Below are 566 nucleotides of genomic sequence, written 5' to 3'. Positions count from 1 at the left end.
GGACTGTTGGACGCGGGCGCTCGCGTAGCTGAACGGGATGCCCGACGAGCTGTTGCCTTCGACCCCGGCGTAGCCCTGGGGTTGGACGTAGAGGTTCTGGGCGGCGAGCGAGGTCGCGACGAAGAGGAGGATGACGGGGCGCATGATGTGAGGTAGGTCGAGGTGAATGCGCCCGGGAATCCGCGGACGCGCGGGGGGAGGATAGCGCGCTCAGCCCGTGGTGCGGCCGAGCCAGGCGAGGTCGGTGTTGCCACCCGTGAGAATCGCGCCGACACGCCGGCCCGCAAAACGCGCCGGGTGCGCGCGCATGGCTGCGAGCACGGTCGCCGACGACGGCTCGACGACGATCTTCATCCGCTGCAGGAAGAAGAGCGCCACGGCCAGGATGGCGTCCTCGCCGACCGTGAGGACCTCGACCGCGCCGGCCCGCAGCAGGTCGAACGGGTTCTGGCCGATGCCGGTCAGCAGACCGTCGGCGATGCTGCGCGGCGGCTGCACCCCCGGATGGCGAACGCCGTCGCGCAGCGAGCGATACGCGTCGTCCACGGCCGCGGGTTCGGCCCCGA

At 71.4% G+C, this 566-nt stretch carries 1 protein-coding gene; it reads right to left on the bottom strand.

Annotation, left to right across the window (positions count from 1 at the left end; all coding sequences use genetic code 11):
• Positions 1–210: 210 nt before the first annotated feature.
• A partial coding sequence (locus KDM41_18785) for a pyridoxal-phosphate dependent enzyme (GenBank protein ID MCB1185471.1) occupies positions 211–566 on the bottom strand: 356 nt, incomplete at its 5' end.

It is taken from the genome of bacterium, from assembly GCA_020440705.1.
In the GTDB taxonomy this organism is placed as follows: Bacteria; Krumholzibacteriota; Krumholzibacteriia; order LZORAL124-64-63; family LZORAL124-64-63; genus JAGRNP01.
The sequence above is the reverse complement of the archived record's forward strand: the minus strand, read 5'-3'. Positions and strand labels throughout refer to the sequence as shown.